Origin of the sequence: Affinirhizobium helianthi (assembly GCF_042680945.1) — a bacterium.
Lineage (GTDB): Bacteria > Pseudomonadota > Alphaproteobacteria > Rhizobiales > Rhizobiaceae > Neorhizobium > Neorhizobium helianthi.
In genome coordinates this window covers 24,179-48,980 of sequence record NZ_JBHUEQ010000039.1, presented here as the reverse complement: position 1 = coordinate 48,980, position 24,802 = coordinate 24,179, and the positions used below count along the sequence as shown (strand labels likewise).

The 24,802-nt window shown below is 59.9% G+C and carries 21 protein-coding genes and 1 tRNA gene; 13 read left to right on the top strand and 9 right to left on the bottom strand.

Annotation, left to right across the window (positions count from 1 at the left end; all coding sequences use genetic code 11):
* The first annotated feature begins 82 nt into the window (after positions 1 to 82).
* The 6 genes from hsdR to ACFSE1_RS18375 all read left to right on the top strand — a co-directional run bounded on the left by hsdR (position 83) and on the right by ACFSE1_RS18375 (position 8,270).
* Entirely contained in the window at positions 83 to 3,490 is a 3,408-nt protein-coding gene (gene hsdR, locus ACFSE1_RS18400) for a type I restriction-modification system endonuclease (RefSeq protein ID WP_377404754.1), read from the top strand.
* 77 nt (positions 3,491 to 3,567) lie between these two features.
* Positions 3,568 to 5,103, top strand: coding sequence for a class I SAM-dependent DNA methyltransferase (locus tag ACFSE1_RS18395; RefSeq protein ID WP_377404751.1), 1,536 nt, complete (start codon positions 3,568 to 3,570; stop codon positions 5,101 to 5,103).
* Positions 5,100 to 6,506, top strand: a complete 1,407-nt coding sequence (locus ACFSE1_RS18390; protein WP_377404748.1) for a restriction endonuclease subunit S — start codon at positions 5,100 to 5,102, stop codon at positions 6,504 to 6,506. The genes ACFSE1_RS18395 and ACFSE1_RS18390 overlap by 4 nt, the downstream gene beginning before the upstream one ends.
* Entirely contained in the window at positions 6,503 to 6,862 is a 360-nt protein-coding gene (locus ACFSE1_RS18385; protein WP_377404745.1) for a hypothetical protein, read from the top strand. Before ACFSE1_RS18390 ends, ACFSE1_RS18385 begins: the two co-directional genes overlap by 4 nt.
* The gene (locus ACFSE1_RS18380) at positions 6,859 to 7,347 is read left to right on the top strand and encodes a hypothetical protein (protein ID WP_377404742.1); all 489 of its coding nucleotides are present in this window, start codon (positions 6,859 to 6,861) and stop codon (positions 7,345 to 7,347) included. Before ACFSE1_RS18385 ends, ACFSE1_RS18380 begins: the two co-directional genes overlap by 4 nt.
* The gene (locus ACFSE1_RS18375; RefSeq protein ID WP_377404739.1) at positions 7,344 to 8,270 is read left to right on the top strand and encodes a restriction endonuclease; all 927 of its coding nucleotides are present in this window, start codon (positions 7,344 to 7,346) and stop codon (positions 8,268 to 8,270) included. Before ACFSE1_RS18380 ends, ACFSE1_RS18375 begins: the two co-directional genes overlap by 4 nt.
* A 36-nt stretch (positions 8,271 to 8,306) precedes the next feature.
* On the opposite strand, the gene ACFSE1_RS18370 is transcribed toward ACFSE1_RS18375, so the two are convergent.
* A complete protein-coding gene (locus ACFSE1_RS18370) occupies positions 8,307 to 8,513 on the bottom strand; it encodes an HNH endonuclease (protein WP_377404736.1) in 207 nt (68 codons plus the stop codon).
* 388 nt (positions 8,514 to 8,901) lie between these two features.
* Here ACFSE1_RS18370 and ACFSE1_RS18365 point away from each other — a divergent pair, with 388 nt between their 5' ends.
* The 7 genes from ACFSE1_RS18365 to ACFSE1_RS18335 all read left to right on the top strand — a co-directional run bounded on the left by ACFSE1_RS18365 (position 8,902) and on the right by ACFSE1_RS18335 (position 16,264).
* Positions 8,902 to 10,035 (top strand): hypothetical protein, encoded by a 1,134-nt coding sequence (locus ACFSE1_RS18365; protein ID WP_377404733.1) that lies wholly within the window; start codon positions 8,902 to 8,904, stop codon positions 10,033 to 10,035.
* A 246-nt stretch (positions 10,036 to 10,281) separates the two neighbouring features.
* Positions 10,282 to 11,439 (top strand): hypothetical protein, encoded by a 1,158-nt coding sequence (locus tag ACFSE1_RS18360; protein WP_377404730.1) that lies wholly within the window; start codon positions 10,282 to 10,284, stop codon positions 11,437 to 11,439.
* Between the two features lie 123 nt (positions 11,440 to 11,562).
* The gene (locus tag ACFSE1_RS18355; protein ID WP_377404727.1) at positions 11,563 to 11,919 is read left to right on the top strand and encodes a hypothetical protein; all 357 of its coding nucleotides are present in this window, start codon (positions 11,563 to 11,565) and stop codon (positions 11,917 to 11,919) included.
* A complete protein-coding gene (locus ACFSE1_RS18350; protein ID WP_377404725.1) occupies positions 11,919 to 13,787 on the top strand; it encodes an AAA family ATPase in 1,869 nt (622 codons plus the stop codon). Before ACFSE1_RS18355 ends, ACFSE1_RS18350 begins: the two co-directional genes overlap by 1 nt.
* A complete protein-coding gene (locus ACFSE1_RS18345; protein WP_377404723.1) occupies positions 13,784 to 14,599 on the top strand; it encodes an ATP-dependent metallopeptidase FtsH/Yme1/Tma family protein in 816 nt (271 codons plus the stop codon). The genes ACFSE1_RS18350 and ACFSE1_RS18345 overlap by 4 nt, the downstream gene beginning before the upstream one ends.
* A 26-nt stretch (positions 14,600 to 14,625) precedes the next feature.
* Positions 14,626 to 15,552 (top strand): DUF429 domain-containing protein, encoded by a 927-nt coding sequence (locus ACFSE1_RS18340; RefSeq protein ID WP_377404721.1) that lies wholly within the window; start codon positions 14,626 to 14,628, stop codon positions 15,550 to 15,552.
* A gap of 400 nt (positions 15,553 to 15,952) precedes the next feature.
* Positions 15,953 to 16,264: a hypothetical protein gene (locus ACFSE1_RS18335; protein WP_112754908.1), complete on the top strand. Its 312-nt coding sequence runs from the start codon at positions 15,953 to 15,955 to the stop codon at positions 16,262 to 16,264.
* A 209-nt stretch (positions 16,265 to 16,473) separates the two neighbouring features.
* Here ACFSE1_RS18335 and ACFSE1_RS18330 read toward each other — a convergent pair whose 3' ends face one another.
* From ACFSE1_RS18330 to ACFSE1_RS18295, 8 genes are all read right to left on the bottom strand, one after another.
* On the bottom strand, positions 16,474 to 18,063 hold the full coding sequence (locus ACFSE1_RS18330; RefSeq protein WP_377404718.1) for a hypothetical protein: 1,590 nt from the start codon (positions 18,061 to 18,063) through the stop codon (positions 16,474 to 16,476).
* Between the two features lie 384 nt (positions 18,064 to 18,447).
* Positions 18,448 to 18,537 (bottom strand) — tRNA-Ser (locus ACFSE1_RS18325).
* 201 nt (positions 18,538 to 18,738) lie between these two features.
* The gene (gene mnhG / locus ACFSE1_RS18320; protein ID WP_377404715.1) at positions 18,739 to 19,128 is read right to left on the bottom strand and encodes a monovalent cation/H(+) antiporter subunit G; all 390 of its coding nucleotides are present in this window, start codon (positions 19,126 to 19,128) and stop codon (positions 18,739 to 18,741) included.
* A complete protein-coding gene (locus tag ACFSE1_RS18315) occupies positions 19,125 to 19,406 on the bottom strand; it encodes a K+/H+ antiporter subunit F (protein WP_377404713.1) in 282 nt (93 codons plus the stop codon). Before ACFSE1_RS18315 ends, mnhG begins: the two co-directional genes overlap by 4 nt.
* Positions 19,403 to 19,879, bottom strand: coding sequence for a Na+/H+ antiporter subunit E (locus tag ACFSE1_RS18310; protein ID WP_377404710.1), 477 nt, complete (start codon positions 19,877 to 19,879; stop codon positions 19,403 to 19,405). Before ACFSE1_RS18310 ends, ACFSE1_RS18315 begins: the two co-directional genes overlap by 4 nt.
* Positions 19,879 to 21,504 (bottom strand): monovalent cation/H+ antiporter subunit D, encoded by a 1,626-nt coding sequence (locus tag ACFSE1_RS18305; RefSeq protein WP_377404708.1) that lies wholly within the window; start codon positions 21,502 to 21,504, stop codon positions 19,879 to 19,881. The genes ACFSE1_RS18310 and ACFSE1_RS18305 overlap by 1 nt, the downstream gene beginning before the upstream one ends.
* Positions 21,501 to 21,839, bottom strand: coding sequence for a Na+/H+ antiporter subunit C (locus ACFSE1_RS18300; RefSeq protein ID WP_377404705.1), 339 nt, complete (start codon positions 21,837 to 21,839; stop codon positions 21,501 to 21,503). The genes ACFSE1_RS18305 and ACFSE1_RS18300 overlap by 4 nt, the downstream gene beginning before the upstream one ends.
* Positions 21,839 to 24,742 carry a monovalent cation/H+ antiporter subunit A gene (locus ACFSE1_RS18295; protein WP_377405091.1) on the bottom strand — a complete coding sequence of 968 codons (2,904 nt, stop codon included), beginning with the start codon at positions 24,740 to 24,742 and terminating at the stop codon, positions 21,839 to 21,841. Before ACFSE1_RS18295 ends, ACFSE1_RS18300 begins: the two co-directional genes overlap by 1 nt.
* Between the last annotated feature and the right edge of the window lie 60 nt (positions 24,743 to 24,802).

Sequence of the window (24,802 nt, the reverse complement as noted above, 5' to 3'; positions counted from 1 at the left end):
CGTGCCACAACTCTAGTTTGCCTGCTCCCTTAACGTGTGGCATGTTCCGCCAAAGAGCATTGCAAAGCGTCTGGGTGGGGCATTGTCTGCGAATTTCGATCATCTGAAGGAACTCAGTCCTGAGCTCCATCGTCTTGGCGTGCTTGCAGAACGCTTCTTCACCGAGGATGCCAATACCTCGCTGATCAAGAGCCGCCAGTTCGGCGAATACATGGTCAAAGAGATTGCGGCGCTTTCCGGTGCCTACGATCCCTCTGCGCGAGACACGACCCATGATCTGCTTCGCAAACTTTCGGCGCAGCAGGTTCTTCCGCGGGAAGTGGCCGATATTTTCCATGCGATTCGTACACGCGGTAATAATGCCGCTCACAGCCTCGCCAGCTCACCCGCCGAAGCGCTGGCTGCCCTGAAGTTCTGCCGCGCACTCGGGGTCTGGTATCGCCGTACCTATGGGCGCGACCCGAGCTTCAAGCCGGGTCCCTTTGTACCACCCAAAGCCTCTGCGGATACCGATCAGGCGACCCAGGCGGAACTGGCCGCCCTGCGTGCCCAAGTCCGCGACGCCGAAGAGAGGCTGGCCGCCGCCCATGCTTCTGCCGAGGAGCTTGAGAAAGCCCGCAGTGCCGCCGAAGAACTGGCCCGCCAGGCTTCTGCCGACAGTGCTGTTTGGGAACAGACAGCCGTCGAGATGGAGGCCAATCAGGCGGCCCTTTCCCGCAAGCTCGTCGAACTGCAGAAGGCAGCAGAAGCCCAGCCCGAACAGATCCGGATGGAGTTCAAGCAGGCTGGCCTTGAGGCTGCCAGCCGCCTGGAACTGGATGAGCGCCAGACCCGCCGTCTGATCGATGTCCAGCTTGTCGATGCCGGATGGGAGGCCGACAGCGATGCCCTCACCTATCAGAAGGGCACCCGGCCGGAGGAAGGTCGCAACCTGGCCATCGCCGAATGGCCCTCGGACGGTGGCCGGGCGGACTATGCCCTTTTTGTTGGCCTCACTTGCGTCGGTGTCATCGAGGCCAAGCGCGGGAGTATCGATGTGCCGTCCACCCTGCAGCAGGCCGAGCGCTACGCCCGCACCATCGTGCTCGCCCCGGAAGAAGCACATCCGCACGGCCCCTGGAAACACGGCCTGGATGAGCCCTTCCGTGTGCCTTTTATCTTCGCCACCAATGGCCGTCCCTTTGTGCGCCAGTGGGTGACAAAATCCGGTATCTGGTATCGGGATGTCAGGCGCGAGACGAACCACGCCGTTCCGATGACGAGCTGGTTTTCGCCGAAGGATCTCCTCGACAAGCTTTCCACCGATGTCGATACCGCAGCTCAGGGGCTGGCCGAAGAAAGCTTCGGCAAGGGCCGGATGCGCCCGTATCAGGAAGAGGCAATCGCGGCGATCGAGACTGCCGTGGTCGCGGGCCAGCGCGACATCCTCGTGTCCATGGCGACCGGCACGGGCAAGACGCGCACGGCAATCGCGCTGATATATCGCCTGCTCAAACACAAGCGCTTCCGCCGCATTCTCTTCCTCGTTGACCGCAAGGCGCTCGGCCGGCAGACGAGTGACGCGCTCGAAACCACCGAGATCGAGGGCATGCTGAACTTCGCCCAGATCTACAAGGTCGCCGGGCTGGAGCAGAAGCTGCCGGAGGAAGAGGACCAGGTGCAGGTCGCGACCGTCCAGTCGCTGATCGCCCGCATCCTCAATGAGCCCGACCCGGCGAAGCGCCCAACGCCCGGCACGTTCGACTGCATCATCGTGGATGAGGCGCATCGCGGCTACACGCTCGATGCCGAGCTGCGCGAAAGCGATATCGGTTTCCGCAATATCGATGACTATCAGTCGGCCTACCGCCAGATCCTCGATTACTTCGACGCAGTGAAGATTGCGCTGACGGCAACACCCGCCCTCCACACCCGCGAGATCTTTGGCCACCCGGTCTTTCATTATGGCTATCGACAGGCCGTCGTTGAAGGCTATCTCAACGATCACCTGCCGCCGAAGCGCATCACCACGGCCCTGTCAGAGGCCGGCATCCATTTCGAGGGGGGTGAGGAGGTCGAGATCATCGACCGCAAGACAGGCCAGATCGATCTCTTCGAACTGCCGGATGAAGTCTCGCTCGATTACGACCTCGCCGACTTCAACAGGCGCGTCTATTCCGAGGCCTTCAACCGCATCGTCTGCCGCGCAATCGCCACCGAAATCCCACCGTCGAAACCCGGCAAAACGCTGATATTCGCCGCCCGCGATGCCCATGCGGACGATATCGTGCGCCTGCTGGTCGAGGAGCTGCAGGAAGAATACGGCGCAGACGCCGTGCCGCATGGCATGGTGACAAAGATCACCGGCACGGTCGACAAGGCTGATGATCTGATCCTCAAATTCAAGAACGACCCCTATCCGAAATATGTCGTCACCGTCGATCTGCTCACGACAGGCGTCGACGTGCCCTCCATCTGCAATCTCGTCTTCGTCCGTAGGGTCAAGAGCCGCATCCTTTATGACCAGATGATTGGCCGCGCCACGCGCCTTTGTCCTGATATCGGCAAGGAGCATTTCCGTATCTTCGACGCCGTCGATCTCTATGCCGAGCTGCAGGAGATGAGCGATATGCGCCCGGTTGTGGTGAAACCGGATATCGCGCTCGGCCAGCTCGTCACGGATCTGCAGAATGCGGAAATGGAAGAGGACAAAAGCTGGGTGGCAGCGCAGGTCATCGTGCGCATGCGCAGCCTCGTCAAGCGGATGGATGCTGAAACCCGCGAGAGTTTCGAACGCCACACGGGCGAGAGCCCCGACATGGCGCTACAGCGTCTCTCCACCCGGCCCGGTGCCGAGTTGCAGGAGTGGCTGGCCGCCCATCCCCGCGCCGTCGAGCTGCTCGAACGCCGCCCGCTCTACACGGGCAAGAATGACGGCGTGGTCATCTCCACCCACGAAGACGAGCTGCTGCGCATCGAGGAAATCTTCGGCAAGAACACCACGCCGGAGGACTACATCACCGGTTTCGAACGCTTCGTGCGCGAAAACATGAACCAGGTCCCGGCACTGATTGCCGTCACCCAGCGCCCGCGTGATCTGACCCGGAAGGAATTGTCTGAACTCGCCGGCCTTCTGGACGAGAAGAACTATTCCGAAGCCATGCTGCGCGCAGCCTATGGCCGCGCCCGCAATGCCGATATCGCCGCCCATATCATCGGCTTCGTACGTCAGGCAGCTTTGGGCGATCCGCTGATCCCCTATGCCACCCGTGTCGATAACGCGATCCTGAAGATTGAGGCCTCGCGCTCGTGGACGCAAAAGCAGAAGGAATGGCTGCGCCGCATCGGTCGCGCCCTGAAGGACAAGCCGGTGGCCGATCCGACTTTGCTCGACCAGGGCGCCTTTGCCGACAAGGGCGGCTTCAAGCGCATCGCGCAGGAGTTTGACGGCGAGCTCGACGAGGTGCTCCATGCCTTCAACGAGGCGATCTGGGCGCCACCCGCCGCGTGACCTCAGGCAGCCGTTGACCATCGACGGCTGATCGCTACAACCGCAATCACGATCCCGGATCAGATGAGAATCATGCCATGAATGCCAATGCCATAGTCCAGAAACTCTGGCGCCTCTGCACGGTCCTGCGCAAGGACGGTATCACCTATCAGCAATATGTCACCGAGCTGACCTATTTGCTGTTTCTGAAGATGATGGCCGAGCGCAACCGCGAGACGGGCAGCCTGCCCAAGGGCATGCGCTGGACGGATCTGGTCGCAGCAAACGGTCTGGCGAAGCTTGAGCATTACCGCAAGGTCCTCGTCACTCTCGGCGCCGCTAGTACCCGGCTCGGCCAGGACGATGCCCTCGTGCTGCCGCCCGGCGAAGGCGCTAGCCCGGAAGAGCGCAAGCGTTATGCCGATGCCCGACCCTTGCCGGACATGGTGCAAAAGATCTTCGACAACGCCTCCACCTTCCTGCGCGAGCCGCAGAACCTGACGACGCTGGTCACTGCCATCGACGAGCTCGACTGGTTCTCCGAAGAGCGCGACCAGTTCGGCGATCTCTATGAAGGCCTGCTGCAGAAGAACGCGGAAGAAACCAAGCGCGGCGCGGGTCAGTATTTTACCCCCCGCGTGCTGATCGAGCTTCTGGTCCGCCTCATGCAGCCACAGCCCGGCGAAGTCATTCAGGACCCGGCCGCCGGCACTGGCGGCTTCTTGATTGCCGCCGATCGCTATATGCGCGCCCGAACCGACAATTATTTTGATCTCGGCGAGAAGGCCACCTGGCAAAAACGCAATGCCATCCACGGCATGGAAAATGTGCCGGGCACGCTGCGCCTGCTTTTGATGAACCTTTATCTGCACGATATCGATGGCGACCATGTCGATCTCGGCGACACGCTCTCCGACAAGGGCGAGAAGCTCGGGCGGGCCAATCTCATCCTCACCAACCCGCCCTTCGGTCCAGCGGGTGGCGCACCGACACGGAAAGACCTCTCCGTCACCGCAAGTGTCTCCTCCTATCAGCTTCCCTTTGTCGAACACTGCATCCGCGCGCTGCAGCCCGGTGGCCGAGCCGCGATCGTCGTGCCCGATAATGTGCTGTTCGAAGACGGGCGCGGCAAGGAATTGCGCCGGATGATGATGGACTGGTGCGACCTGCACACCATCCTGCGCCTGCCGACCGGCATTTTTTATGCGCAAGGCGTCAAGACCAATGTCATCTTCCTGACGCGGGGCAAGACCGAGAGCGGCAACACCAAATCCGTCTGGATCTATGACCTGCGCGCCCAGATGCCGAAATTCGGCAAGACGACGCCGCTGACGGAAGCCCACTTCGAAGGGTTTGAAAAAGCCTTTGGAATAAGCCCTTACGGCAAGGAGCGTGGCCCGGATGAAGGCGAAACCGGCCGCTGGCGGGAGTTTAAGCGCGAGGCCATCGCCGCCCGTGGCGACAATCTCGATATCGCCTGGCTGCGCGAGGCAGAAGAAGAGGCCGAAGAAGGCCTCATCGAACCCGACGACATCGCCGCCGCCATCCTCGGCCATATGCAGGCCGCGACGTTGGAGATCGAGGCCCTGATGGCGGAACTGGGCGACGAGATTTTGCCGGAGGCGGCGGAATGAGCGTGCTGCCGAGGGGGTGGGTTGCAACCAGCCTTTCTGAGATATCAGGAGGAATAACTTACGGCTTTACGACAAAATCCAACGCTGTTAGCGATGGCGTCCGCTTGCTCCGGATAACTGACATTCAGGATTACAAAGTAGACTGGGACTCACTCCCATTCTGTGATGATCAGCCTGATCCAGCCTTTCTGGTCAAAGGTGGTGACATTGTCGTAGCGCGAACAGGGGCGACAACTGGTAAGAGCTACCTTATCAAGAATGTCCCCGTTCCAACGGCCTTCGCTTCGTACTTAATACGCATCGCGGTAAGTCACGAGCTTCAATCCGATTATGTATGGAAATTCATGCAGGGGCCGGATTACTGGCAACAAATTCAAGTAGTGTCGAAGGGCACCGCGCAGCCGGGCGCAAACGCCGTTATTCTTGGTCAGGTGGCTATCCCCCTCCCACCCCTGGCCGAGCAAAAGCGCATCGTGGCCAAGCTCGACGCTCTGAACGCGAAATCTGCCCGCGCCCGCATCGAACTCGCCCGCATAGAATCCCTCGTCTCCCGCTACAAACAGGCCGTGCTCAGCAAGGCGTTCAGCGGGGAGTTAACGCCTAGGCACGGCGGAAAAGCGACGATTCAATTCAATCCGAAACTTGCCACACAGATTGACGGACGTACGCCTGAACTACCCGCGCTTCCAGCGACATGGAGTTGGGTTGCTCTTTCCTCAGTTGCTGAAGTGTCCGGCGGCCTTACCAAAAACAGCAAGCGGGACAGCCTTCCGCTGCAGGTGCCGTATCTGCGCGTCGCGAATGTTTATGCGAATGAGCTCAGGCTAGACGACGTATCTTTCATAGGCTGCACAGAGAATGAAGTTGCCCGAACAACATTGATGGCTGGCGACCTGTTGCTCGTTGAAGGCAATGGGAGCTTGGACCAGATCGGTCGCGTGGCTCTTTGGAGTGGGGAGTTGGATCAATGCGTCCATCAGAACCACCTCATTAAAGTTAGGCCCGGTGAAGGCTTGGAATCCAAGTTCGCACTCTACTGGCTCCTTTCGCCGTTGGGTCGGCGTGCAATCGAAGCAGTGGCGGCATCAAGCTCAGGTCTGCACACTCTCAGTCTTTCAAAGGTTGGCGGGCTTCCGCTCCCGCTTTGCAATTTGGAAGAACAACACGAAATCGTTCGCCGCATCGAATCCGCCTTCGCCAAGATCGACCGGCTGGCGAAAGAGGCAAAGCGCGCGCTGGAACTGGTGGGCCGGCTAGACGAGGCGATCCTCGCCAAAGCCTTCCGCGGCGAACTGGTCCCCCAGGACGAAAACGACGAACCCGCCGAACACCTCCTCGCCCGCATCCGCGCCGAGCGCGAGGCGGCGCCGAAGGGCAAACGCGGACGGGGAACGAAGGCATGACGGTTTACGAGAGCACACTGACCCCCGGCAACTTTACCCTGAAAGGAAAGTGGCCGCACATCTACATCACGCCTTTCTACCGAAAACTCCCGCCCGATGTCTTTGGTGGCACAAGCGTTCACACCCCGGCACCGCGCCGCATTCGTCTGGAATTCGGCGCCTTGCGCACGGACACTTTCGTTCCCACGGACAAGAAGGGTCGGCCGCGCACCTTCTTCCAGGACCGGAACTTCGTCCGCGATTTCTTCGCCCGCACGGGGGCAAAGCCCGGCGACATAGTTCTCTTTGAGGAGGTCACGCCTTACCATTTCCGCTTGTCGCTGAAGACGGTGGCGGGAAAGGTGATAACGGCATGAAACCAGTCGGTGAATGGGATGACAAACAACTCGCCAACCTGATCGCCAACTATCAAAGGCTTCAGCGGGTTGACGACCCCTATTACCTCGAAGCTTTGTCCGAAATGGCCCGCCGCAAAGGCGCCGGGCTGGATTTCGAGAAGACATTCAGCGCTGTTCTGAAGGCCGCAAAAGAGCGGCGGTTCCTTTGCTACAAGCAGTTGGCGGACGAGAGCGAGGTTGAATGGTCAAGGGTACGCTACGCCGCCAACCAACATCTGGGCGACCTGATCGAATATGCACATCGCAAGGGATGGCCGCTACTGAGCGCCATCATCGTCAACCAGCAGAACCTGGCCGACGGCCACATGGAGCCGTCTACCCTTAGGGGCTTCTGCGAGGCGGCGCGCTCCCTGGGATACGCTGTCGCCGATGAGAAAGTCTTTCTGAAAGACCAGCAGCAGCGGGTGTTCGAGTGGGCGGGAAAACAGGAGGGCGCGCAATGACTATCCCAGACTATCAGACCCTTATGCTCCCGGTTCTTCGCCTCGCCGCCGAAAGAGAAACGCGCGTTGCTGACGTCTCTGAACGCATCGCGGATGACCTCGGGCTGACCCAGGCTGAGCGGGACGAACTTCTTCCAAGCGGTCGCCAGCGCCTGCTGCACAATCGCATCCACTGGGCCAAGTTCTATATGAGCAAGGCCGGGCTGATCGCCTCGCCCGCACGCGGTCGCTTTGTGGCGACCGACAAGGGCAAGGCGCTGCTGGCGACGTCTCCGGAACGCATCGACGTGGCTCTCCTGATGCAGGAGCCTGAGTTCCGCGAATTCTACAAAAACGAAGGCGCAGCAGCAGAAGAGAATGGCATTCCTGCCAAACCCGTCCAAGACACCTCTGCTCGGACAACGCCGGAAGAACAGATCGATGCGGCTTATGCGTCCATGCAGGCGGCCCTGCGCGATGAATTGCTCCAGCGCATCCTCTCCAACGGCCCCGCCTTCTTCGAACAGCTTATCGTCGATCTGCTGGTTGCCATGGGCTATGGCGGCAGCCACAAGGATGCCGCAGCACAGCTCGGCCGCTCCGGTGACGGCGGTGTCGACGGCATCGTCAACGAAGACCGCCTCGGCCTCGACCGCATCTATATCCAGGCCAAGCGCTATGCGCCCGGCAATCCCGTGGGTCGTCCCGATGTCAACGGCTTCGTCGGAAGCCTCGTCGGCCTCGGCGCCACCAAGGGCGTTTTCGTCACCACCTCCACCTTCAGCCAGCCTGCCCGCGACTACGTCAAGCATCTGTCCCAGCGAGTCATCCTCATCGATGGGCAGGAACTGGCCGACTTGATGATCGAGCACGGCGTCGGCGTCCGCAGCTATAGAAAGGTCCAGTTCAAGCGGCTGGACGAGGACTTCTTCGGTGAGGAATGAGGGCCGGCTTCTCGGGCGGAAATAATTTCCGCCTCGTCACCCCTTGAACACCGTCTCTTGGTGATATCGCAGAAACTGCGAATGTGGCCGCTCGTCCGGGCGTGACGGCACCAGCAGGCCCCGCTCGGGATTCATGAGCCGCGTGATGGTATCTGGTACGCCGCCACCCGCGATTAGCAGGCTGTGATCCTCATCGACCGGAAGCAGACCGTGATCGAACATCCAATGTGCGGTGCCGGTCAACGCGCGGCCGTTCCGAACGCTGTTCGGCCCGGATCGGCCACAGGGCGGATATGTGCCGCCTGTACCTCGGTCAGCATATCGTCTGCGCCCTTGCGAGCCACGGCTGTCTTGATGATGGTGTCAGATTTCTTTGCTGGGCCGCAGCGCTGAGAATACCACCAACGGTTGCTATTGAAGTAAAAAATTGCTTTTGCCGTCGTTTCTCGACGAAATATGATGGATTCCGCAGTAGTGCATGTATTTATTGAAGTAAAAACAGACAATATAGCATGTCTGAAACGGCGCAACCTATTGTAATAATTGAGATATTAGCCAGTGTATGCTATAATGTGATCATCAGTCGCATGGTGTGGCTGTGTTGAGTACTGTGAAAACAGGGATGTTTGACATGAAGAATAGGAAAAACGCGCTGGCGTCGTCAGCGTGCGTAGCCTTCGACTATGCCGCATACGAAATCTCTCCGGAGATCTCGGCGGAACTCGAGGCGAAAGCGAAGTCGTTGACCGATCTCGGGCGCAAGGAGACGGATCACGTTTTCCAGCTCGGCGCTCTACTCGAAGAGGTGAGCACCCGTATCCCGGACCGGACGTTCGGGGCATGGGTTGAGGCCCGTTGCAACATCACCGCGCGGACGGCACGCAACTGGCGCGGCGTCCACCGCAATCTCGGGGACTACCGGGACCGGGCCGTGGCGCTGGCAATTGGGCCGACGGTGCTGATCCAGTTGATCTCGGCGCCGGCAGACAAGATCGAAGCGGCGTTCGCGTTCGCTGAAGATCACGGTCGGATCCAGGTCGCCGATGTGAAAGCAATCCTGGCCGGCGACGACGTGCCAGGCGAGGGCGAGACCGAAGTCGATGTCATCGACCTCGGTGGTGTCCATGGTTTGAAAGCCATGGTCGAGGCACGGACGCGAGACAGCCGAACGGCTCTCCTGCGCAATCTCCTGGGCCTTCTGAACATCCTCTCGGGTGCTTTGACGGAAGCGGAGAGGACCGGCAAGAGGATCAAGAAAAGCCGGGTTGCCCCGAAAGCTGAGGTTCATGCCTACTATGCCTATGAGCTGCTCAGCAGCCTTGGCACCGGTGTTGGTCCGCAGGGTGACGGCAAATCGACAATGAAGGTCGGCCTGCCATCGGCGTCTCGCTGGAAGAAAGTCGAGGCGCTGCTGTGGCGACTTCGGGATAGTACGAACTGGGCGAAGGTCGATAGCCTGGAAACATGGCTGGAGACAGTCGTGGTCCCCATGCTCACCTGGGCAACGTCGAAGGAGAAGTCGCCGGCTTGGCCACTGCCGGAAGAGCCGTCAACGCCGCGGGTCACGGTCGCAGCATCATCCTCCGGCGAATCTGAGATCGAATATGACGATGATGACGACCTCAATGAGGAAGCTGAGGAGGCCGAGATGTCCGAGGCCGAAACGGAAGCAGACGTTAGCAACCCGGTTGCTGCCCTGCTTTCCGCGAACCGCGGCCCACGAAGAGGATCGGGCCGGCACAAACTGGAACTGGTCAGGGACTGATCGATACAAGATGAGAAGGGGCTTTCGAGCCCCTTTTCCGATTCCAGCTTCTGGATTCGGCCCCGTGAGCCCGCCGTTAACCTTGTTCTGGATCCGTTCTCTTTTTAGCCTTCGGGATCCTTGAGATCCGGTCCGGGTCCTGTCAGGTATCAGTGGCTCCACGCGTTGGAGCAAGCGGCCCAAGCCGGTGCTGGTAACACCGACAAGGGCCTGACCCTCAAGCCTTCTACGAAAAGGAATCGGGCTTTGACCAATCTACACACTTCATCCCCTGCCGGGGAAGTTCTCCGCGCTGCCACTGCGGCATCCTCCACCATCTCTTCGCTCGCCGGCTCGACGTCGCGCCGCCACGTCGGTGAGCGCTTTGCTGTTCAGGCTGAACCGCCGGTGCTGCGCCGCCAAGCGCATCTGGTGCGCTACGCGCATGTTGAGGCAGACTTCGACATGCTGATCGACAGGGCCATCGCCGCGATCGCTGACGGCGAGCCGGTCGAGGACGAGATCCTCGGCCACTATGTCAACGTCGCCTCACTGGTCAGGGCAGTGTCTTTCCGCGAAGGCAAGCTTCTGGAGCAGGCCGTCGAGCGGCTGGCCAAGTCCAATCCCGATCTCGTTGTGTTGATGCAGTCGATCAAACTGCCGCTGGTCAAGGCAGCCATCGAAGCAGTGGCCGGCAATGACTGGCGCCAGCTTCAGGGCGTGCGGCTTGACTGCGAGGCGCCGGCCAAAGGTAGCTACACGCCGGACCTCATCGTCGTGAACCGCGCCAAGCACGTCGCCTTCGTGCTGGATCTCAAGCGGTCGCTCGCCTCCTATGGCGACACTAGCCGGCTTGAAGAGCTGAAGCTCAAAATGCTGGCATCGGCCATGGTGCTGCCGGACTGGCTGTACAAGACCCAGAAGCGGCTGATGGTCGAGACGGTCGGTGTTGCGATCATCGATGGCGCCAGCCGTCCGAGCGATCATGCGGCTGGCGTCTGGGCGCTCTCCGAAATCGATGACCTTCTCGAGATCGATGGAGCGGCGGCCTGCATGGCGGAACTGCGTGTTCGCTTCGGACGCCGTGTACAACAGCTTCTCGAGGTTGAGGCGCGCCGGGCGCTCGGTCTCCCGGAGACGCCGACGGTGACAGCGGCCCCATTGCTCGCCGCTGCTGCCTCCACGACGTCGCTCCACCAACGCCGCTTCGGTACGTTGCGAGCGATCTCACGCGTGATGGTCTGCGAGGAGACGACGGGCTGCGACGAACACGGCGCTGAATGCACCTTCGGCTGTTGCGGCGACCCGACCTTTGATGATGACGACGATGGCCGCGATGATCCGGAAGCGCTGACGGATGACGTGGTCTCCTGGCCGCCGGAGCACATCCGCATTGGCTTTGCCCGGCGCCTGCTCGACGCCTGAGCCGACCCCACCTTTGCTGAGATGAGGCCATAGCCGCGGCGCGCGACGCCGCGGCAGCCTCTCCCGTTCCCAACATCCTCTGAAACGCCGTCCATCAACGCTGGACCGGCGAGGAGATCCTGCATGTCCGCAGACATCATGTCCACCCAAGCACCATCGACGTTACCCCTTCCCAAACGGACCAGCGCGAGAGCCTCCAAGACCAGCCAGCAACCGGTGGCTCCGCCTCCGCAGGACGACCCGGCTCTGATCATCGGCCTCGCGCTCACGTATTCCCGGCAGGGCCCGTCGGGCATGTGCGCAATTCCTCCCCTGCTGCTCGACCGGCTCAGCCACTTGGCGCGCTCCGGCGAGCCAACCTGCCGTCTGGTTCTCGACTGCTTCAATCGGAGAGCCGGCGCCGGTCATCGTGCTGCTGCTGATCAGAACCTGCCGACGGAAATTGTTTCCATTCACCCAGCCATGAAGGAGGATCGTTGATGGATCGCCTGTCTTCTTTCCTGCTCCGGCACTTGGCCCATGTCGAGCGCCGTGCCGTTCGGCGTCTCGCGGTCCGCAACGGCCTGCTGACGATGAGCACCAGCATCGTCGATGGTCATGTCGTCGGCCGCTTTAGGCCAGCCTTCGATCCCTCCCATCTCACGGGGGATGCCGAGCGGGATCGACAGTGGGTGCGGGATCATCTTGCGGCATTCCTGATCGAGGCGCGGCAGGACGATCACGGCCGACCTGTTCTCGTCACGTCCGTGCCGGCATGGCCGGTGCATCTCGCGCGGCGTTCGGCGAACGAGAAAAACACTGACCAAGCCAGAGTTGCTCACGCGGTCCGTGTCGTTGCCGAGGCCGGTTACAAGCCGAGCGTCAAACCCATGGCTACCCTGCTGCTGCTTGCTGCGGCCATGGAACAGTCAGGTGTCTCGCTGCGCGATCTGGGCGCGGTACTGCGCCAGCCGGCACCCGTCTTCTCGGTGGCAGTCCTCGCCGACGGCTTCGAGCGGGCCCTGCCGCAGCTCATCGAAAACACCGGCATCGTGCCGTACGGACCTTACACCGGCGTGGCGGCTGACTTTGCTTTCAACGATGATCTCTGGCGTTGGGTAGACAGCGAGACCAGACGCGTCGTCCTGCAGGTGCCGGCTGGACAGACTAACCGCCCGAGCCGGGCGGCCCTGCGCGGGCAATTGCTGCGGGCGCTTGCGGATGGAACGCCGGTGCTTGCCGTGTCGGAGACACACAATGGCGTTCCCGATCAGGTTGATCTGACCTGCGACGTCAGGCTGACGGGCGCTGGAATCGACCGCCTGCTCATCGCTGACCTGCTGGAGGCTGTCTATGGCAGCGAAGCCGTTATGCGTCATGACAGCAGCATTGTGAGGATCGACGCCGGGGCGCTCACGCTCGACGATCTGGCTATCGCAATCAGGCCCGGCCGTCCGATCCTGTCGAGCCTCGATGCGCTCGCCGGACTGGCGGCGCTGAACCGCGAGGACAAGGAAGACGGAAACGCTGACAAAAACGCGGGCGCCTCGCGGCGGCTGATCACACAGAGCCCAAGCGAGCGCAGAGGCCAGACGTCGCAGGATGGCGGCAATAGAGGCGATCGCACTTCATCGACGTCTACGTCGTCCAAGGGCAAGCGCAAGGACAGCTCACGACACAAGCCGACCGGGGCCGTGGTGATCCAGCCGGAACCCGATGACGATTCATCTGCGTCGACCGCGCACCCTGGCCTGCGGGTCGAGTCCCTGACGGGCTATGGTGCCGCGAAAGACTGGGCGCTCGGCCTGAAAGCCGATCTTGCGGATTATCTCGGGGGTGAGCTGCCGTGGTCGGACATGAGCACGAAGCTGCTCCTCTCTGGACCGCCGGGGACCGGCAAGACAACTTTTGCACGGGCGCTTTGTAACACGCTACAGGTGCCACTGGTCGTCACATCCGTCTCCACGTGGCTTCAAGGCGAGTATCTGCATGATGTGCTGGACCGCATGGCAAACACTTTTGCTGAGGCGAGAACGCAGGCGCCGTGCATCCTGTTCATTGACGAGATCGACGGCATCGGCCAGCGTGCCTCGGCGTCGCGGCCATACGCGGACTATTGGAATGCGTGCGTCAACAAGGTGCTGGAGCTTCTCGACGGTGCCGTGAAGACTGATGGCGTCATCGTGGTCGGCGCTACCAACCGGCCGGACCAGATCGATGAGGCGATCCGCCGCTCAGGACGGTTGGAAACGCACATCGAGATCCCACGGCCCGACATTCCGACCCTCGCCAGCATTCTCGCCCATCATCTAGGCAGCGACCTCGATGCCGTTACCGCGTCGGACGCTCAGGTTGGAGGTCAGCCATGACCGGAAATATGAAGATTGATAGCGTCTCGGACGAGCTCGAGATCATCCTGGACGATGGCAACGAACGTGATGTCGAGCGGCGAGAGGCGATCACTGGTGACAGCCAGGTGGCTGATACCCTCCGGCGCCTTGCAGCGCGCGCCATGGGCTTGACTGGTGCCGATATCGAACGGATCGTTCGCGAGGCAAGGCTCAGAGCACGCCGCGAGAAGCGCCGTCTGACTTATGATGATCTCGAAGCTGGTATTCGCGGTCATCGCCCGCCGGTACCGTATGACGTCCGCTGGCGTCTGGCGATTCACGAATCTGGTCATGCCGTGGTTCACCACGCTCTGCGTCTTGGGGCGATCACGGGTCTGACGGTCGACACCAAGGAGGGCGGGCACAACACGGTAACCTTTGCGACCAGTATTCCGGATACTGAAGACTGGTACGAGCGACTGCTGAGTATGCTGATGGCTGGCCGCGCGGCAGAACTGATCGTGCTCAAGACCGTATCGGCAGGGTCCGGCGGCGCCGAAGAGAGCGATCTCGCGCGTGCAACTCGTGTTGCTCTGGACATGGAACAGGCGCTGGGCTTCGGTGGCCGCCATCCGCTCCTCTACCTCGGGCACAAAGATCCGACCGCAATCCTCAGCCGCGACGCCGATCTGGCAGAGCGTGTGCATCGGCGGCTCGAGTTCGCTCAGGCACGGGCGACGGAGGTCATCCTCGAGAACCGGCAGTCCTTCGACCGGCTGGTCCGCGCACTCTTCGACGCCCAGGCGCTCGATGGCCAGGCGGTTGTCGACATCCTGGCCGGCGGCTCGTAAATCCTGAGGGAGGGATGGAGGACAAGATGTCTGTAACGATCATCGCACATTGCGACTGGAGTATCGAAGCTAAGAAGCGATGGATGTGCGTGGCGGTTCAGCAGAGCGAGACATGGGCCCTGTCGGCGCCGGAGCCCGTCGGCGACACGCAAACCCTTACACATCGGCTGCGGCGGCGGATAGGAGCAGACGCCGCAATGCTGATGGGTTTCGACTTCCCGATCGGTCTTCCTGCCGCCTACGGCAGAGCTCTAGGGACACCTGACTTCCGTTCCTTTTTGCGGTCGTTTGGGGACGCACGCTTTGCGCGATGGTTCGACGTCGCGGAACATCGCGACCAAATTACCATCGACCGACCATTCTATCCGATGCGGCCGGGGGGCACGCAGCGGCAGCACCTTTTCGACGCTTTGGGGCTGACGGCCAAGGATCTTCTGCGCCGCTGCGAGCGGGCGACGCCGGATCGCCGCGACGCTTGCATGCTGTTCTGGACGCTCGGCGGCAATCAGGTAGGTAAGGCCGCCTTGGCCGGCTGGCGTGAGATTATACTGCCGAACTTGGAGGAGCTATTGCTTTGGCCGTTCGACGGGCCGCTCCATGAACTGATAGTGCCGGGCGCCACTGTCGTCGCCGAGACCTATCCCGGCGACGTCTATGGCCAGCTTGGAATTCCCCGACGCTCTGTTTGGAGTAAGCGACAGCAAGACGGGCGCCGGTCCGTGGCAAGTCATCTGATGCGGTGGCTGGCGAACAGGCCACACGTTGACGGGAGCGCACTCCAATGTCTGATCAGCGATGGTTTCGGAAACAGCAAGGACGGTGAGGACCGGTTCGACGCCGCGGTCGGCCTTCTCGGCATGATCGACGTCGTCGATGGCCGCCGGAGCGAAGTCGTACCGGAAGCAGATGATGTCAAAACGTGGGAAGGCTGGATCCTCGGTCAGCAGGCTTAAGTCTCCCACACGTTGATCCACAGCGATACGATTTGATGCAGGTTGCTGGCAACTCGAAACAAATTGCGCTCATTCGATTCGAACCTCCAAGCGGAGGATTCGAACGTCTAGGGCAACGTTTCCAAGCTCTGGGCAAACGTTTCGATCGTCCAGATTTTCGATTCACCCGAAAACGGAACGGTCGCACCCTGTGCGCACGGCGCCGTCAACATAGCCGCGAGATTGCCGGCAACCGGTCTCGACCTGCCCGCAACTCGAAACAAATTGCGCTCATTCGATTCCAAACTCGAAAATTCCGATTCAAAACACAATGATTCCGTTTCGGCGACAAACGCCTTGCGCCATGCCGCCGGTCCTCTGACCATGAACGTGCCAGCGGTAACAACAAGAGGAGGAAGGCATGGCACGACAGACGTTGGAGCAGCGGAACGCCAAGCAGCGGGAACGGCAGCAGCGGCTGAGGGACCGGCATCGGGCTGAGCGGCGCCCGGATCGAGATGACGTCGCGCGCACGATGCTGTTCTGGGCGATCACCGGCTATCTGAAGGAAGACCGGCCCGATCGGATCGATCAGCTAGCCGACGCCGTGACTGCCCTGCTGGTCGACCAAGGCTTTGACGAGCGGGCAGCCTACGAGGTCTTCGATGATCTCGTTGATCGCTATGCCCGCGATGACCGTCCCTTCCGAAGCAAGCCTCACCTGCGGGGCTGAAGATTTCACGCCATCTGCTCTGCCTAATCCCCAACTTTTTGCAAACGGCGTTATCATTCGGGACTTCGTCCCCCCGTGACTTCGTGAAACGCCGTTTGCAACTGAATCGCTTTTCTGGAGCATTTGGACGCACAGCGGTGCAGCTCACCTTGGTGAGGGCGCGACGTCGCGCTCCGGCACCCATGTTTACAACTTCGGACCGCAGGAAATCATTTCCGCTTCGGCGGTCCCGCCACGCGCTTGCGCCTGGCAATCTCATCGAAGTCCAGACCGCGGAAGATCGAGTAGTCGATCTCCGGATCGAGCGGCAGGACTTTCAGCTTGCGCGCTTCCTTTTCCGTCGCGACGTCGAAGCCATAGAGGTCGTGCTCGTCGTTCCCGGCGCTGTGGCCCGCCTGCACGCGGCGCTCGCGCGGATCGACGCCCGAGTCGCGCATGTCCTGGATGTTGCCGCCTCGAAGGGAGTGGAAGACCTCGCGACGGCCTACGGTTTCCTCCCCAGACTTGGGCTTGATCCCCGCTTTCTTGAATAGCCGCTGCATATAAGAGGAGCCGCTCTTGCTTGGGTCCACAAGCTTCATGATGTTGGGAAACAGAAAGTTCGAACCCTGGCGTCCCGCCCAGTCGATGAAGCCGATTTCTTTCAAGAAGTCGTGCAAAACAAAGTAGCGTTCGCTGTCCTGTGTTTTGACAGGGACGGTGGTCCAAACGCCATTGATCTGCGAAAGACGCGTCACTTGCCCTACCCATACCTCCGGGAACTGTTCGCGGATATCGTTTCCGCGAAGATGGATCAGCAGCCCCAGACGTCGAGAGGTGAGATGCCCGAGGAGAGGCAGCATGATGTCCTCCATCAGCCCGGACTCAACACCCGTTCGGAACAGGGTATTCATCTTCGACGTCCCGATGGGTGTTGCCTTGCGCGGGCTGGCCGCCGTCTTCGGAATTCTGATCTTTGCTCCGGCGAAGGGGTCGGTGAAGCCGCCAGCGGTGATCTCCGAGCGGATGGCTGCCTTGATGACGGCAAGATAGCCTTCCTGGAGCGTCTTCTCTGCCAGTGGCTTGAGATGCAGATCCTTGTTGTTCTCAATGACCTGCCAAGGCGACATATCCGGATCGCGCTGGTTGTTGTCTCCCGGCCAGTACTGCATGTAATTGACAAAAGCTTGCAGATCCGCCGGCACATAGGTATCGACGGGGTGGTCGCCGATCAGTTCGATGAAGAGAGCAAGCCGGCTCTCTGCCGTGGAAAGATCTCGCGCGATGTTGGCTCCACCAGAAAGTCTACGGGCGGATAGATAGGTCGGGATGACGTCGCTCAGTCGAAGCTGGGATGACGCTGGCCGCTTGACCGTCCGTCGGTCTAGCTCGAAGGCCGGGATCAGTTTTCCGTTGGCGTCGCGAGGATCTTCTGGTGGTCTCGCTGGATTGCTTTCGGGCGGGATACTTGGCCCGACGTTTGCTGCGGTTTGAGGTGACATCGACATGGAGCTTGCGCTTCGTATCGGTTGCTGGGCAGGCTCCGAGAGCGCAGACGACGCCGAGAGCTTTGCGATCGCCGACTGCTTCAGTACCTCCGCGTGGCCGACGACAAGTTCGTTGAACGGCTCGCCTCCAGCTTGCTTTTCCAACTCGCGGTTCACGCTGACGAGGTCGCGAATGCCCACGGCTTCTCTCATCTCCGCGACGGGGATCGGTGCATCCGAGCGATCGATCATCCGAAGATAGGCCTTCAGCTCGCCCTTCATCTCGATGACGGTTTCAAGTGCCCGCATCTCGCTGTCGTCGTCGTCCTGCATGCCTCTGCCGTGCCTCATCTCATCGAACATCAATCTGGCCTTCGCCGCCAGAAGGTCGGCTAACAGCCTGGCGCGCCTGTGGGAACAGGCACCGAGGCTGAGCCGCAAGGGAGGGATGGCACGCGTGCCGCCGCTCGTCTTCGGCATCTTAATCTGGAAGATGTAAACGGACCCTGATTTGACGAGGTAGGGACCGGGTCCCCTGCCTTTGGGCTTTGCAGACGGCGTCTGATTCGACGGCTCTGGCGATACCCCGACGTGTACCGGAAGGTGTACCGGGCGCGATACCTGCATGATTTTCACTCCTCAAGGGCCGCTGGCGAACAGAGGTTTTGCGAGGAAATCCAAGGTTTTGCAGGTAACTGGCGGAGAGTGAATACAACTTGGCGGAGAGGGTGGGATTCGAACCCACGATACGGTTGCCCGTATGCCGCATTTCGAGTGCGGTGCTTTCGACCACTCAGCCACCTCTCCGGGTAATTGGGTCGGCACCAGACGGTGCGGAGCGGTTCATAACCATGAATGCCGTGGGTGGCAAGTGCCCTTTGAAAGTTTTCCGATTTCAAGCGAGGATATCGTGAGACAAAGATAGGCAGCCTGGCGAGCCCGCTCTTCTTTCGCGTCAGCTCTCCTATACGAAAGCAATTGCCCACTTCTCATCAAGTAGCACCTCGATCAATCGTCCCTGTTCTCGGCTAAGTCGTCGGCACGTGGGGAATGGGCTTTCTCCGGGACTGCTTCGTTCTGCTCAACACGATCTCGATGAAGCGCTGCACGTGCCAGCAGCATGAAGGTAATGGGGGTGGTCACAGTAACGAAGACGCCAATCAGGATCTCGTGGAGAACCGGGCGTGTCGAGGCAATGGAGAAATAGATTGCGGAGGCGAGCATGGTTCCGCCCACCCCCCAACTGGTGCCAAGCGTGGGCGCGTGCAAACGCTCGTAAAAGGTCGGTAGACGCAAAAGCCCGATACTGCCGATCAAGGTCAGCACAGCGCCCAGAAGCAGGAAGAATGCTACCAGAAGCGCAGCCCAGAGCGGGAGATCAGCAACGGATTGCATCATTCGATGACCTCCCCGCGCATCAGGAACTTGGCCAGTGCGACAGTGGCCACGAAGCCCAGCATGCCAATAACCAGAGCTGCTTCGAAATAGACGTTTCTTCCGGTTCCGATGCCGAATGTCACAAGGAGAAGCATGGCGTTGATGTAAAGCGTATCCAAGGCGATGATACGATCCTGGGCGCGCGGTCCATGGAACATTCTGATCGCGGCTATCACCATTGCGAGACCAAAGATCACCTGCGCCAAGGAAACGGCAGTCAGCACAATGACGGCGCTCATGCGAATATCTCCATCAGCAGGGCTTCATAGCGTTGCTTGATCATGGCGATCCATTCCTCCTGATCGATCAGATCCAGAACGTGAATGAGAACGGTGCGAGCGCGTGAATCATATTCCAGCCAGGCCGAACCGGGTGTCGATGTGACAATGACAGCAAGAATTGCCAGCGCGAACGGGTTTTGAAGTTCAAGCGGAAGAAGCAGGAAGCCGGACGTCGCCTTCCTGCGTTTCCCTGCTAAGACCAGTCGCGCCACGGCAATATTCGACCGGATGATATCCGCGAACACGATGGCGAAAAGCCTGGGCAGCAAATACCACTTCTTCAGTCTGGGTTTTTCCGGGCGCAGCGACGCCAATGACCAGCCAGCGACCACTGCCACGATCGACCCAAGGATAAGGTGACCCAGGGTGAAGCTGTTGAGCAGCATCCACATGAAAGTCAGGCAAAGTGTCAGTAGCGGAAAAGGCAACATCAGTGTTGGCCCTCCCCGCGGTTTTGCCCTGGTGAAGGCACCTGATAGGCATCGCGCACAGCATTGATGTAATTCGACGGCGTGGCCAGCACCCGGATTGTCGTATCCATATAGCGCATGGCTGGACCTGCCTGTATCGACAGCAACAAGGTCAATGACAGCAGGAACATGACCGGCACGAGTTCGATGACGAGAACACGCGGCACTGTGCCCTCCAATGAACTCCAGAATGTTCTGATGCCAACACGCGTCATGGCAATGAGCGAGGCGACGCCGGACAAAATGACGAGGACAATCAATGTCCAGACGGCGGCGGTGGGAGGAACGCCAATTGCACTTGCGCCCATCATGGCAGAAAGCATGGCGAACTTGGCAATGAACCCGGAAAGCGGCGGAAGCCCCGCCAGCAGAATGGCGCACATGGCAAAACAGGTACCAAGGATCGCCATGGTACCTGGCATCGCAACGCCCTGCTCCTCATCGAAGCGCTCGTCCTCCCCCTCACCGTAGGCTTCCATCGTTACGGCCAGCACATTGGCACCGGCATCCTGCCCCCGCTCGACAAGCTCGATCAGCATAAAGAAGGCCGCGATGGTGAAGGTTGAACTGACCAGATAAAGCAGCGCGCCTGAGGACACTACGCCGTCATTAATGCCGAGAACCATCAGCAGCGTTCCCGAAGAGACGAGAACGGAGTAACCGGCAAGACGGCCAAGGGCCTGGGATGCGAGCACGCCGACGATACCGAATACAAGCGTGGCAAGCCCGCCCAGCAAAAGAGCGGTTGCGCCAAAGCCCGCCAAAGGCCCCTCCCCGAACAAAAGCATTGTCAGGCGCAGGATCACATAAATTCCGAGCTTGCTGAGGATCGCGAAGATACCCGCAACAGGCGCTGCAGCGGCGCTATAAGCCGTGGGCAGCCAGAAGCATAGCGGCCACATGCCAGCCTTGATGAGAAATGCCACACCCAGCACACCTGCACCTGCCTGCAGCAGCATGAGGCGATCCGGTTCGATCTGCGGCAACCGTGCCGCCAGATCGGCCACGTTCAGCGTACCGGCAGTACCGTAGATCAGGCTCACACCAATCAGAAAGAAAAGCGCGGCGACCAGATTGACCGCGATATAGTGCATGCCCGCCTTGACGCGGAGCGGGCCGGAACCATGCAGCATCAGCCCGTAAGAAGCGGCCAGCATGACTTCAAAGAAGACAAAAAGGTTGAACAGGTCACCTGTGAGAAATGCGCCGTTTAGCCCTGCCAGCAACAGTTGGAACATACTGTGGTAATGCGCGCCCATGCCGTGCCAGCGGGCAAGCGAAAAAATCAGCGCCGCAAGTGCGAGAAGCGCGCTCAGCATCAGCATGAGGGCCGATAGGCCATCGAGCACGAGAACGATACCAAAGGGCGCTGCCCAGTTACCGAGCAGGTAAACGCCCTCGAAATCATTCGGACCGCTTTCAATCCTTAGAAGTACGAAGGCAATGATGCAGAGGAGCAACGTGGCGACCAGGCTGATCATGGCCTTGGTGACGCGACTGCGCTCATCGATGAACAGCAAAATCGCGCATGCCAGTATGGGCACGAGAATGGGCGCGATGATGAGGTGGTGGGCCCAACCGTTCATTTCGTATCCTCTCTCCCGTCCACGTGGTCGTTACCCGTCAAACCTCTGGAAGCCAGCAGCACGACGAGAAAGAGAGCAGTCGTTGCAAATCCGATGACGATAGCAGTCAGCACCAATGCCTGCGGCACGGGGTCAGAAAGATGAGCGGCAACCACGTCTTCGAAGAGAATGGGGGGCAGATTGCTCTTCACGCCTCCCACACCGAAAATGAACAGGTTCACGGCATAAGATAGCAGGGAAAGCCCAACGATGACCTGATAGGTGCGCGGGCGCAGGATAAGCCACACGCCGCAGCCTGTCATAAGACCGATTGCGAGGGAAAGGATGAGCTCCATCAGGCTTCCTCCCCTCTTACGGCATCCTGCGCGCGCAGGCGATTGATCCGAATTGACTGGTGCGCCAGAGCAACCAGGATCAGGACCGTAGATCCCACCACCAGCAGGAAGACTCCAAGATCGAAAAGCAACGCGGTCGCGGCCGGAACTTTGCCCACAAGCGGCAATTCGACATACTGAAAGTGCGATGTCAGAAATGGATAACCAAGCAGCCACGCTCCCATGCCTGTCGCCATGGCTGTCAACAGACCCATCCCCATCCAGCGAAGCGGCAAAATGCGAATTCGATCCTCCGCCCATCGCGTTCCGCCTGCCAGATATTGCAGCAGGAAAGCGATGGACATGGTCAGTCCGGCAGAAAACCCGCCGCCGGGCAGGTCATGACCACGCATGAACAGGTAAACCGCGAAAGTAATGACCACCGGGAAAAGCCACTGCATGATGATGGACGGAATGAGCAGATAATCGCGAACCGTATCGCCCGGCGACCGCTCAGGGCGTTCCCGGTCAAATCGGTTCTGCATCTCCTGCTGTTCCGGCAGGGCAATACTGTCCGGCGCTGGACGGAAGCGCCGCAGAAGTGCATAAACCGTGAGCGCCACAACGCCCAGAACCGCGATTTCCCCCATGGTGTCAAAGCCGCGAAAATCGACCAGGATCACATTCACGACGTTGCGTCCGCCGCCCTGACTGTAGGCGTTCTCAAGGAAGTATGTCGCAATGGCATCCGGCACAGGCATTGTCATAACCGCGAAGGCGATGAATGACATGCCCACACCGCAGCAAATCGCGAGAATCAGGTCACGGAATCGTCTGGCGCGGGCGCGAATGGTCATCTGATCCGGAATTTCGGCGTTACGTTTGGGAAGCCAGCGCAATCCCAGCAGGATGAGAACCGTCGTGACAATCTCCACCAGCAATTGCGTGATGGCCAGATCGGGTGCAGATAACCACACAAAGGTGGTACAGACGACAAGCCCCACACCGCCCAGCATGACGAGAGCCGCAAGACGATGATACTTGGCAAGATAGGCTGCGCCGAAAGACAAGGCGCCACCCAGAAGCCAGAGTATCGCGAAGGCGGGATCAACACCGGTGAACGTGAAGGGCCTTGCCTCGAAGCCGGACGCCCAGAGAGGCAAAAGGCCATACAGAAAGCCCACCGCCACAATCCAGCGCAATTGCGGCTGGAGGTTTCGAGTACCCAGACGGGACTCCGCCCATCGTGCCCAACGCCACGATACCGTGACCAGAACCCGCTCAAAGATGCGTTGACCGCGCAGACGGCGAAACAGGGGCGGACCATCCTCACAGGTCAGCAGATAGCGCCGCAAGGCGAGGTAAATCAGCGTGCCGCCCACAAGTGCGATCGCGCTCATCAGCAGGGGCAGGCTGAAACCGTGCCAGATCGCAAGACTATACTGCGGGGTCTCTGCCCCAAGCACGCTTTCCACAGCAGTCGAGAGAAAGGGAGCAATGGAGAAGGCCGGAGCAACCCCGACGATCAGGCAGATCACCACAAGAAACTCGATGGGGAAACGCATCCAATGCGGCGGCTCATGCGGATGGGGCTTCGGAAGGTCCTTAGGCTTCGGGCCGAAAAACACCGTGTGGATGAAGCGCAGCGAGTAGGCAACACTAAAGGCTGACGCCAAAGTCGCCACATAAGGCAGAATTCGGTCTAGCCAGGAGTCCGCATGGGTCTCCACCGCTTCCGCAAAAAACATTTCCTTGGACAGGAAACCGTTCAGCAGAGGGACACCAGCCATTGCTGCACTGGCGACCATGGCAAGCGTCGCCGTAATGGGCAAAAACCGAAAAAGCCCGGTGAGCCTTCGCATGTCTCGCGTGCCGGTCTCATGATCGATAATCCCGGCCGCCATGAACAACGACGCCTTGAACGTCGCATGATTGAGCATGTGAAAGATGGCTGCCACAGTCGCAAGAGGACTGCCGAGGCTGAGAAGCGTGGTGATGAGACCCAGATGACTGATGGTCGAATAGGCCAGCAGCCCCTTCAGATCCTGCTGGAACATGGCGAAATACGCACCGAGCAGGAGTGTCAGGATCCCTGCTATTCCGAGAAGGAAAAACCACTCATAGGTGCCGGACAGCGCCGGCCAAAGACGCACAAGCAGGAAGACCCCGGCCTTCACCATGGTCGCAGAATGGAGAAATGCCGAGACGGGTGTTGGCGCTGCCATGGCATTTGGCAGCCAGAAGTGAAAAGGAAACTGAGCGCTTTTCGTGAGCGCGCCCAGCAGAATGAAGATCAGCGTTGGTAGATAAAGCGGGTGGGCACGGATGGCATCGCCGGACGCCAATATCTTATCCAGATCGTAGGTACCGGTGATATTGCCAAGCAACAGCATGCCGATGAGAAGGCAGAAACCACCTATCCCGGTAATGGTCAGCGCCATACGTGCGCCATCCCGGGCGGCAGCATTATGATGCCAATAGCTGATCAGCAGGAAGGAAAAGATGCTGGTGAGTTCCCAGAATACCGAGATCAGGATGATGTTGCCGGAGATGACAATCCCCAGCATGGCACCCATGAATGCAAGCAGAAAGGAAAAGAAACGCGGTATCGGATCCTCTTCGGACATGTAATACCGAGCATAAAGAACGACCAGAAAGCCGATCGCTCCAATCAGTGTCGCGAAAATCCAGGCAAACCCATCCATTCGCAAGGTCAGGTTGAGGCCGAACTGCGGAAGCCATTCAATCTCATGACGAATGACATTTCCATCCGTTACAAACGGGTAGGCAAGGGCAGATAGGAGGAAACACAGCCCCGTCACAACGCCCGCAACCGAAACAGGCAGATCACGCGAAGTGGTATTCAGGATAAAGGCCGACACGATACTGCCCAGAAACGGCAGAACAATCAAAGCAACAAGTATGAGAGGGCCGGAGATTATCCCAATGCTCGGTTTCCTTTTACTTAAGCACAGAGGTTCGAC

Excerpts from the sequence above, each read along its gene's own strand:
- ACFSE1_RS18395 (WP_377404751.1), top strand. The coding sequence starts at position 3,568 with ATGAATGCCAATGCCATAGTCCAGAAACTCTGGCGCCTCTGCACGGTC.
- ACFSE1_RS18310 (WP_377404710.1), bottom strand. The coding sequence starts at position 19,879 with ATGTTGCCTTTTCCGCTACTGACACTTTGCCTGACTTTCATGTGGATG.
- ACFSE1_RS18300 (WP_377404705.1), bottom strand. The coding sequence starts at position 21,839 with ATGGAGCTCATCCTTTCCCTCGCAATCGGTCTTATGACAGGCTGCGGC.
- ACFSE1_RS18350 (WP_377404725.1), top strand. The coding sequence starts at position 11,919 with ATGGATCGCCTGTCTTCTTTCCTGCTCCGGCACTTGGCCCATGTCGAG.
- ACFSE1_RS18365 (WP_377404733.1), top strand. The coding sequence starts at position 8,902 with ATGAAGAATAGGAAAAACGCGCTGGCGTCGTCAGCGTGCGTAGCCTTC.
- ACFSE1_RS18315 (WP_377404713.1), bottom strand. The coding sequence starts at position 19,406 with ATGAGCGCCGTCATTGTGCTGACTGCCGTTTCCTTGGCGCAGGTGATC.
- mnhG (WP_377404715.1), bottom strand. The coding sequence starts at position 19,128 with ATGATGCAATCCGTTGCTGATCTCCCGCTCTGGGCTGCGCTTCTGGTA.
- ACFSE1_RS18355 (WP_377404727.1), top strand. The coding sequence starts at position 11,563 with ATGTCCGCAGACATCATGTCCACCCAAGCACCATCGACGTTACCCCTT.
- ACFSE1_RS18385 (WP_377404745.1), top strand. The coding sequence starts at position 6,503 with ATGACGGTTTACGAGAGCACACTGACCCCCGGCAACTTTACCCTGAAA.
- ACFSE1_RS18305 (WP_377404708.1), bottom strand. The coding sequence starts at position 21,504 with ATGAACGGTTGGGCCCACCACCTCATCATCGCGCCCATTCTCGTGCCC.
- ACFSE1_RS18375 (WP_377404739.1), top strand. The coding sequence starts at position 7,344 with ATGACTATCCCAGACTATCAGACCCTTATGCTCCCGGTTCTTCGCCTC.
- ACFSE1_RS18340 (WP_377404721.1), top strand. The coding sequence starts at position 14,626 with ATGTCTGTAACGATCATCGCACATTGCGACTGGAGTATCGAAGCTAAG.
- ACFSE1_RS18380 (WP_377404742.1), top strand. The coding sequence starts at position 6,859 with ATGAAACCAGTCGGTGAATGGGATGACAAACAACTCGCCAACCTGATC.
- ACFSE1_RS18390 (WP_377404748.1), top strand. The coding sequence starts at position 5,100 with ATGAGCGTGCTGCCGAGGGGGTGGGTTGCAACCAGCCTTTCTGAGATA.
- ACFSE1_RS18330 (WP_377404718.1), bottom strand. The coding sequence starts at position 18,063 with ATGCAGGACGACGACGACAGCGAGATGCGGGCACTTGAAACCGTCATC.
- ACFSE1_RS18335 (WP_112754908.1), top strand. The coding sequence starts at position 15,953 with ATGGCACGACAGACGTTGGAGCAGCGGAACGCCAAGCAGCGGGAACGG.
- ACFSE1_RS18345 (WP_377404723.1), top strand. The coding sequence starts at position 13,784 with ATGACCGGAAATATGAAGATTGATAGCGTCTCGGACGAGCTCGAGATC.